Raw genomic sequence first — 10,567 nt, 5'->3', positions numbered from 1 at the left:
GGTCAAAACCGTTTATTTTGACCTAATTTAGTACCCGTTAAGACCGCAAGAAAGCGATTGTCACTGGCTGTCACTTCTAACTTATTTGGCTACTGGTGCATTTGCGGATATACATAAATAAGTTTAAAGGGGCTGACTGATTTTAATGAATTTAAATATTATTAAGTCCAATTTTTTCTAAGTCAAAGATTGAATACAATGATTCTTTTCTCAAACTATCAATTTTGAAAGTGTTACAAGGATAGTTTAGGATCGGCCTCAAAACCAATTATATTTTTCAGATAAATACATATAAGATTTTGAAATATCATATCAAATAAAAAGCTTTTACTAAAAACTTTTATATTTAATACTTCAAACACTTTAGAAGTTGAGGTTTATTTTTTTTGATGATTACCAATATTTTCATATAATAAATATAAAAAATAAACAGTAGGTTTTTAAGTTCATCATTTATTAGGAAACAATGTGTGCTTTTTTGTAAACAAATAACGGATTAAAAAAAACCTAAAGTGAACTTAGGTAAAAAATTAGTGCTAAAATATTGGAAATAATACTTACTAATAAGAGAAAGTTTTAAATTCAATCCATTTCTATATGCAAAGTAGATAAACTTGCAAGGAAATGAATAATTAATACATTTGTTTATATTAATTACCTATAAATAAAATTAATGTTAAAATTATCTAGAGATAAGCAATTCGATATTTAATTTAAAACCTCTTTAACTTTAGTTTTGATAGTAAATTAGAGATTTTTGAGGACATAACTAATGTTCCATTAAAATAGTCAAGACAAAAATCCAACTCACCATCCTCCTTATATTCATAAGATTTGCCATGCTTCCTCCCCTCTTTGTAGTTGATAATCCTTCTTATTTTTCCGTTACTGTAATATTCTACCCACTCTCCTTCTTGATTACAATTTATCAATTTACCTTTGACCTTTGTTTTTCCAGAAGAAAATTCCTCGAGATAATCCTTCATCACAATAGATTCATTTGCTACTACCATAAGTATCAAGCTTTATCGTTATTTGAAGTAAATAAGCCCAATTATTTAACAATTATACACTCTAAAATCGAAATGTATATGAAATGTATTTAAACATAAACGTATTGTCAATATTGTTTTTCTGAATAATTTATACAACCCATGAGTCCGTTCAAATTTCATCCAGAAACAAAAATTTAAAAAAAAGATTACCTACTATAAAATAATAGTTCGCCTGAAATGCTTAAAAAGAGCGCTGGAAAAACCGATGAATAATTCCTGCGAATTAAACTACCGAGAGCAAATCAACAACTAGTCTTGGCAATTTGATTATTGTGACAAATGTTGCTTATTTCTTTTAAGGGCAAGCTTAATGTTCGTAACCATCGATTTTTAAAGCAGGGCCATTAATCTAAAAAAAAAGAGGTTCTACCCTAACTTTAGCGAAGAAGTAAAATAGATTTTGGACTAAAACTTCAAGCATAAAGAAGGATACTTATTTTGCCAAAGCCAAGTTTTAATGGTCTGAGCTCCTATAGCCAAATTCTAGCCTTTTATCTTTGTCACTTTTTGATCGCCAAAATTAACCAAAAAGGCCCGAGCCTCAGTCTTTTCTTTCCGCTAGCAGCTATATTCATTGATTTTAAATGGGGGAACAGCGGAGTTTTGGGTTGCCTTGCGCACCTGAAATGACTGGATCTCCCTAGTTCCTTTTGGGAGCTAAGTCATTTTCTTAACGGCTTGCAAACCAGCCCAAAATCGAAAATCCAGAAAGGCTCTCCCGTCCGGATACTATCCTCCGGTGAGGCTTATCATAAATTAATCAAGTTTAAATACCACTAAATTCGTGGTAGAACCTAAAAAGATCATTGGAAAAAGGAGTCCTAATTTCTATTAATCAATGAATTTTCTGTTTCCAAAAACAAAATCCAAATATCATTTCTTTTTAGTTTTCTTTTAAAATATTCTTTTCTAGCTGATGCAGCTTTTGAAGATGAAAACCTTTCCACAGCAACTCTGTATCGGTTTTTCGAATCCATTGGGCTAATTATGAAAGTATTGATCCCCAATAAAACATTCAATTCTTCAGCCTTCTTTTGCGCTGAGTAGAGATCCCCAAAACTCCCTACTATTAGATAATAATATGCGGAGTCGATTTCCAAGTCTATTCCATTACTCCCCTCTTTTTCAATACTTTCTTCCCAGATATTCTCATCATTGACGCTTTTTATGCTTGAGGATTCTATTGAAGAGGGGTTTACAGTAACAGAGATTCTTTTATCCAGGTTGAAAGACGGGTAACTATAGGGTAAATTTTTAAATCCACCATAAAAGAATATTATCTCAGTCCTTCTATTTCGCTGGTGATCGCTCAACGAACAGCTTTCGCCGCAATTCACAAAAGGAAAGGATTCTCCAAAAGATCTTACAAAGATTCTTGAATCGGCCACACCGCCTTGGATCAAAAAATTCTTAACCGATTCAGATCTGTTTTCCGATAATTTTTGATTGTAAGGGAGAGAACCTCTGGAATCTGTATGAGACCTCAATTCAACATTTAAACCAGGGTTTGCTAAAAGATTATTCACCAGTTTAATCAATGATTCATTTTCGGACGGACGTATGGTATACTTATCAAAATCATACAGGATATCGTCAAACACAATCGGTGTATCAAGATATAGTTTCTGAAGGGTTACAAAAACAGTGTCCAATTTCCTAATATCCAAAGCTTCGATTCCAAAATTAAGATAGCCTGACCCATAAACTTTTAGATTAATCAACGAATCAAGTTTGTTCACATTGAAGTTTGCAATACCAATTTGATTTGTAATTAAATTTTGGCTCAAGCTTGTAGCTTGTCTCTGGAACTCAACAGCTATGTTTTCCAAAGAAGCACCAGTTTCTTCATCAACAACCTTGACAAAAATATTTCGAATCAAGTTATCAGGGATTTTAGAAATAAGGTAAATATCATCCATTCCCATTCCTCCATCTCGATCGGAAGACAAGAATTGAGTTCCTCCTAACTCACTATCAATAAAAAAGAAAAAATCATCTTTATTGGAATTGAAAGGAACACCTATATTGATAGGTTGATCCCCTTCTACCTCCTGGAGTGAAATTTTATAAATGTCTAACCCACCTAAGCCTCCCAAACCATCAGAAGCAAAAAAAAGCGTGTCCTGTGATATAAAGGGACTTCTTTCTATACCAAAGGAATTAATTCTTTTTCCCAAATTCACAGGGGCCTTCCATTCATTAGACTTATATTCAGCGTAGTACAAATCAAGATTCCCAAAACCGCCGGAGAAATCCGCTGAAAAATATAATCTCTGAGATGTGGGATCCCAAAAAGGATCTGTTAAGAAGTTTTCAGGCAAAGAAGGTATTAATTCAATTTTCCCGGTGCTGTTATTTCTAAAATTTATTTTTGGAATTATATCATTCCATTTACCAATACTTGCTTTCTCTTTTTTAGGAGTATAGGTGTTAAACGAATAAGAACTATCCAAACTTATTGGTCCAAAATGAAGCTCACCACTAAATTCACTTGCAGCAGTTATTCCAACAACATCCATACTTAGTGTGTCAAATTCTCCTTTGAACACTTGCAAGTAACCATTACCAGTCCATCCGTATATTTCAGAATCCCAATTCCGATCCCTTTCTACAGCGTTTGCACTCATTCTATCCGAAATAAAGTATTTCTGACCTCTAAACTGAGTGTATGCAAATTCAGAAAATACCGTATTGACTGATTCCAGCGGCTTCAAAAGATACGATGAATTTAAATTTAGTAACTCTTTAGCCTGAAAAACAGATTTATTCAGCATTTGCCACTTGGGAGACGCTGTCTCGTTATCATCTAGATTTGCTAAATCAACAAGGGCTTCTTTAGCATCTTCAAACTTGGAGTTACCAATATATATTTCAGCTAAGTCATAGAAGTTACTTGTATTCATTTCACCGCCTTGCTTATACCATGTATACCAGTATTCAGCCTCTTTGAATTCTCTTTTTTTCAAATAGGATACGGCAAGCTTGTATGCCACCTCATTCGATGGATCATAATTAAAAGACTGCTTGTAACTAGTGATGGCCAAATCATATTCAAAAGTTTCAAAATGTTTATCAGCCTCAATTAATGCCTTTTTGGAAGTACCACAACTAGTAATAAAAATAATTCCAATAATACTAAAAACGGTTCTTTTCATCTGTTTGTAATTTGATTTTTATAGGTCATATGGAATCTCGCAGCACTTAATCATTCCAGTGTGTGACGTTGTAGTCATGCTCGATTTCATAGCTTCTAATTAAAAATAACGTGGAGATCTTAATCTGGATTGTGGAGAAATTAAAAGGAAACCCAGAGATATTTCATGAGATTCATAGTTCCAAAAACCGCTCATCGGATAATCATATGAATAGCCCAATCGCAGATGCTCACCTAAGCGGATTTCCGTGTTTAAGATAAATGCAATACTTTTGTCACCTGCCAAATCTTTTTGAAAAAATTTGATACTCCTCCTATGGCCTAAGCCTAAACCAATAGACTCATCGTACATAAAAAACAGATTAAAATCCAGTCTTCGATTTGCCTTAAAATCAAACATTGAAAAAAAAGATGGCTTTATTAAAAGCCGATCAGTTACATCAATGATTCTACCTAGGGAAAATGATAAAGATCTCTTTGGCGCGACTACTAAGTCTACATTATCAATGTTAAGGATATTTTCCAAAGCCTGATCCACAGATACTCCCGCAAATAAATATTCTGAATAAAACAGTAAACCAACTCGAAGATCAGGATAAATTATGTTACCTAATCCTAGGTTTAGTGTGGGATCATCAAGTATAGTTGGATCATATAATTCAGATTTCATCCTGTAATTCACAAATCCTACACCAGTACCAAAACTCAAATAGGAATCATAACCCACTTGCAGATGATAAGCCAGGTTGGCATAAAGGGACTGCGTACTCTGAAGTCCCAAATTATCCGCCATCGCAACCATTCCTATCCCTACGTTTTGGGAATTCAACATAGCATCAGCCGCAACACCGAATGATTCAGGTGAGCCTTCAAGACCTACCCATTGCTTTCTATAAAAACTTTGTATAAAAAGATCGTTCTTATATCCTGTATAGGCTGGATTGATATAAATAGGATTAAATAGGTATTGACTGTATTGAGCAATTTGCTGACTTACTGCTTTTGGTACTACTATAAAAAATAATACTACCACTACTATAACTTTTATTTTTTTCATTTTTTGCTGAAAATAATTTCACATTTCATCTAATACATCCTCTTCAAATGAGCTATATTTTGGAGAATTCCAGAATGTCAACATAACTCATTTGGAAATATTTTTTTTCTAGAAACCTCTAGAGGATTTATCTAACCAAGGTGATGAATCCGCTTTTTTCATAGTGATTTTGATCACTGTCTTTCCACTTAAATAAGTAAAAATAAGTTCCCTCTAATAGGTCACCCCCAGACCAATTATTGAGATATGATTCTGATTTAAATATCACTGAGCCCCACCTATTTACAACCTGTATCGAGTTGTTTGGAAATAATTCCAAGCCCGTAATAGTCCACAGATCATTTACTCCGTCACCGTTTGGAGTAAAAACATTTGGAAAATGAAGACTGACTTGTAAATGAGAAACAGTATCTTGATTGTCATCAACATTAGAGTCTTCTTCCTCAGAAGTCACACTTGCTTGATTAATTACTTGACTGCCTTCCTTGATTGCTTTTACAAAAATTTTCAATTCAGCTTTTTCATTCGCATCAAGGCTGTCAATCAACCACTCGATCTTCCCTTCTGAATTTGAATAAGATAGTAACCCGACAATATTTTCATGCCTCAAGTATTCGACCTCAACAGGTAAAATGTCTGTGACCAAGACATTCGTAGCAACTATTTGAGAATTGTTTATAATGACTATGGAATAACTAAACTCACTTCCGACCTCTATAATTTGAGAAGAAACCGTCTTTATAATTTCAAGGTCAACTTGTTTTAAAATAATTGGACCTGCAGTTGCTTTTTCGTCAGGAGCATTATCAGAACTCAATTCAGCAACATTTATCATCTCTTCATTGAACTCCAAAAGAATAAAGCTCAACTGAATCGAAATTTCTTCTCCCGGTAAAATTTTGTCAATAAAAATAGACAATACGTTTTCATCATTCTGGATACTACCCGGGCCATCTACACCTACATATTGTAATCCCTCAGGATAAAAATCTTTTATCAAAACTCCATATGCAATAGATTCCCCAATGTTTTGAATTTTCACATCATAGGTGATGATATCGCCTTCCGAAGCAATAACTTGATTCAACGTTTTTGAGATCGCCAATTTGGTTTGAGCTGGTGAAAGGACCAGAGAACTTACAGTATCAAACCATATTTGGTCACTATTTTCAACGCTAACCCAGACACTATTTTCTATTTCACCGCCTATTAATTTCTTATTATATTCTAAAGAGACTAAGATCTCAATCTGAATAGAATCTCCTGGATCCAAAACGGGAAACTCCCACAAAATCCGTCCATTAGATGTACTTAGAGGTGTTATATTAGAGGACTTGTAAGTCAGATTACTACTCAAAGTGTCCCTTATAATCACATTTTTGAGGGCAATTGACCCTGTATTCTTCAAGAATATGCCATATCGATAATCGTTACCTATACGTACTTCACCATTCAGAACCACCTTTTCCAAGGCAAGACTTATTATTTCAACTTTTAGCACCTCTAGCTCTTCAGCACTGTCTGAATCCTCCTGACCTCCTTCACTGTTTTGCACGATTGCGGTATTGCCGATTAAACCCGGCTCTGCCGATTCCGATACCTGCACCAGCAATTCATACCTCAGGGTATCACCCGGTGCCAGCGCTGGAATAGACCATTCCACCTGTCTTTTGGAAGCATCGTACGTGCCGGACTCCGAGGATATATATCCCAACTCAGCCGCTAACACATCGAGTATCGTTAATTTATCCGAATCAGTCGGTCCGGAATTCCAGACGCTGATCTGATAGCCAACCGTGTCGCCGGGATAGACTGGACTGCTCGTGAGAAGCACCTTTTCTATCTCAACAGAGGAATTACGCGTCACCAAAACCGGTTCTGCCTCAGCTTCCAGCTTGCCCCCGGGAACATCATCCCCACTCACTGAAGCTGTGTTTCTGAGAAAAGTACCTACTGCAAACGAAGGCAACACTTGCAGACGAAGCACATATTGGACGCTATCGCTTCCTGCTAGGCTATCCAGTTGCCAGCTTATTTTATTGTCAGTAAATGCTCCGGCCGGTGAAGAGGAAACATAGCTGGTACCTGATGGAAGTACGTCTTCTATGACCAGATCGTAGGCGGTCCCTTTTCCACTGTTGGAAACGGTTATGCTGTACTCAAACTCAGTTCCTGCATCTACTGTAAGTCCACTCAAAGGAGATTTTCTGATTTTCACCTCAGGGAAATGAGGGATTACCTCTACCGCTTCAGCATTGTCAGAATCCTCCTGCTCTCCCGCACTGTTTTGCACAATTGCAGTGTTGCCGATAAGACCCGGCTCCGCCGATTCTGATACCCGTACCAGTAATTCATACCTCAGCGTATCACCCGGTGCCAGCACAGGAACTGCCCATTCAACCTGACCTTTGGAAGCATCGAAAGTGCCCGACTCCGAGGAAATGTATCCCAACTCAGCTGCCAACACATCGAGTATCGTTAATTTATCCGAATCAGTCGGTCCGGAATTCCAAACACTGATCTGATAGCCAACCGAGTCGCCGGGATAGACTGGACTGCTCGTGAGAAGCACCTTTTCTATCTCAACAGAGGAATTACGCGTCACCAAAACCGGTTCTGCCTCAGCCTCCAGTTTGCCCCCAGGAACATCTTCCCCAATCACCGAAGCCGTGTTTCTGAGAAAAGTACCTATTGCAAACGAAGGCAATACTTGCAGACGAAGCACGTATTGAACGCTATCGCTTCCCGACAGACTATCCAGTTGCCAGCTTACTTTATTGTCAGCAAATGCTCCAGCCGGTGAAGAAGAAACATATCTGGTTCCTGATGGAAGTACGTCTTCTATGAGCAGATCGTAGGCAGTAAAAATCCCATCGTTTGCTATGGATACAGTATAGGATATTTCATTTCCAGCGAAGATTTCAAATGGTGATTCGAGATTAGGCAGCTTTTCTAGTCTAAGCACTGGAGAACAAGAAATCAATTGAACCTCAACCATAGTAGATTCTAGGCTTTCACAGTTTTGTGAATTTCGACTAACCGCATAATATTTCCCACCATCGGTAAGTCTCGTACTTAGAGGTAATTGAACAGTACGGCTTTCATCAGTGTACCAATTAATTTGATAATTACTACTCAAGCTGGGAATATCCCCCAAAGTTTTATTTGATTCCAAACAGAAACTTGGGCTATTGTTAGGAAAAACCGGCACTGGAATTATTGGACCCACTTGAAAATTGACCCTTTTAAGCTGGGTAGAGAGGGTGGTACATCCACCATTTGTTTTTGATCCTAAGAAATATTTATAGTTACCCGGCTGCGCATCATTTATTACTAGGGTTCCATCTGAAGTAAGACTTAAATTTGGGTAACGATCTGTACTTAATTTCTCGACACCTAGCGAATCGATAAACCATTCAAACTGAAGCTCATCACTCAAAAAACTACTAGAAGGACTTATTTCAGGATTCAGCTCGATGATATCACCATAACAATGAAAACCATCACCTGAAACAACTAAATCATCGCTAGTGGGAAGTGCCTTCACCTCAACAGAATAGGGATAACGCAGTGAAGATTCACAGTTTGATCGAAAAATTGCAATCCAATACGTATATACACCCGGGGTATTTAATACTGGAGTGGTATATCCGGAACCTGAGCTTAATTCAGTTCCTCCTACTTTCTCTGAATACCAGCGGAGAAAGGTATTTTGTCCAGGAGTAACCACTAATCTTTTTGAGTTTCCGTCGCAGATCTCAACTGGTTCAGTGGGGATATTAGGCACGGCAAAAAACATCTCAGTAGAATGGACTGCAATTCTAGGAACGGAGGATGTAAGAGAAGAATAACTCTTAACAAGAACACTGACGTAGGCCTCGGATTCGTCCAATAAATCAGCAAAAATCGTAAATGAATATTGACCTGACTCTTGCTTTACACTGACTTCGGGTGAGTTAAGAAAATATTCACTACTTACTTTCCTTGTGCCGTTAAACAACGTCAGGCTGACTGAAGAAAGGTTAGGTAGAGCACCTGCTAAGTCTGGAAAAGAAAGATTAACCTTCACACTATCACCCTGACTTCCCGTAATTGGAAAGATGAGATTTTGACCTATAAATCCCCCTGCAAAGACATTTCGGGTTGTTTTAATTTCGGAATTTGTCAGAGGATTATTATCAGTTGCTCCATCCGGATTTGCGACAACGCAACTGGGACATAAATTACTGATGATGGTAGAAGAACCTGAAATATTACAATTGTCAAGAGAAATCTCTGCTGGTTCAACGATCACAGAAAACTCAACCTTAGAACTAATGCACCCAGAAAGGCTATTTCTACTCAAAACACTGAATATATAAACGCCTCTAGGTAATTCCCTGTCTACAAAAAAATGATCTGTTACAGCAAGTTCCCTTCCATAACTATCAAACCAAATAAATTCGAATACATTATCCGGATCTGCAATCGCATAGGTAGCTTTTATCGCAACGCCTAGGCCTTGAGGAGAAAAGTAAGAATCACCTTCGGGCAAAACAGGCTCTAAGACCTGATCTTTAATTACTGAGATTTCTTTGGCATCACCTACAACCGTTTTACATACATCTGTCCCTTCCACAGCTACAAATAGCTTACTGCTTTCGGAGGGAGCATCAATTGTCAATGAACTACCCTGAGAAATTAACTCAGTTAATTCATAATCGGCATACCACGAAAATATTGGTGAAGAAACAGTAGTACTAAAAACATTAAAAGTCACTTTTTCATCCTCACTACAAATAAAATATTGGTCTTCACCTTGGATATCTTCAGAATCTGATGGGGTACAACTCAGATCTTCAGAAATCCTACTCAAATATTGATTTTCAATTTGGGCAGGATTGGTAGGCAGGATTAAAGAAAAATAATAAACAAGAAATAAAAATGATGTTTTTCCCAGTTTTATTAACATAATAAATGATTTGAGCTAGTAAGTTGAAAGACTTTTTTATGACTCGGATTGATCAAAAAGAATAGATTTAGGAATATTTCAAATAGCTATCACAGTTCATATACTTGCTTGCGAAGGCAAAGATGAAACACTAAAAAATATACTCTTAATTAATTATAAGAAAAATACCTAATAAATTATAACTAATATCTACTAAATGTAAATAAAGTGTATTTTTTTATATATAAAATGTTAGAGGTGTCCTTTTAATTGCATATATTTATAGCTTTTCAAACGCTCAAAATGGATATATTTAAAGGTCAAGGAGTCATAGAGTTCAGTAAAAGCTTCCAAACTGAACTTGACTGCAA

Annotated in this window: 4 protein-coding genes; all 4 read right to left on the bottom strand. The window is 36.5% G+C overall.

What is annotated here, in order from left to right:
• Positions 1 to 713: 713 nt before the first annotated feature.
• A complete protein-coding gene (locus tag P8O16_RS13620; protein ID WP_300315979.1) occupies positions 714 to 1,013 on the bottom strand; it encodes a hypothetical protein in 300 nt (99 codons plus the stop codon).
• Between the two features lie 863 nt (positions 1,014 to 1,876).
• Positions 1,877 to 4,210, bottom strand: coding sequence for an OmpA family protein (locus P8O16_RS13615; RefSeq protein WP_300315977.1), 2,334 nt, complete (start codon positions 4,208 to 4,210; stop codon positions 1,877 to 1,879).
• A 99-nt stretch (positions 4,211 to 4,309) separates the two neighbouring features.
• Positions 4,310 to 5,266: a PorP/SprF family type IX secretion system membrane protein gene (locus P8O16_RS13610; protein ID WP_300315975.1), complete on the bottom strand. Its 957-nt coding sequence runs from the start codon at positions 5,264 to 5,266 to the stop codon at positions 4,310 to 4,312.
• 127 nt (positions 5,267 to 5,393) lie between these two features.
• Positions 5,394 to 10,217, bottom strand: a complete 4,824-nt coding sequence (locus tag P8O16_RS13605) for a gliding motility-associated C-terminal domain-containing protein (protein WP_300315973.1) — start codon at positions 10,215 to 10,217, stop codon at positions 5,394 to 5,396.
• Positions 10,218 to 10,567: the final 350 nt, after the last annotated feature.

Origin of the sequence: Algoriphagus sp. (assembly GCF_029254265.1) — a bacterium.
Taxonomy (GTDB): Bacteria; Bacteroidota; Bacteroidia; order Cytophagales; family Cyclobacteriaceae; genus Algoriphagus.
Note: the sequence above shows the minus strand (reverse complement) of the source record. Positions and strands in the feature narration are given on the sequence as shown.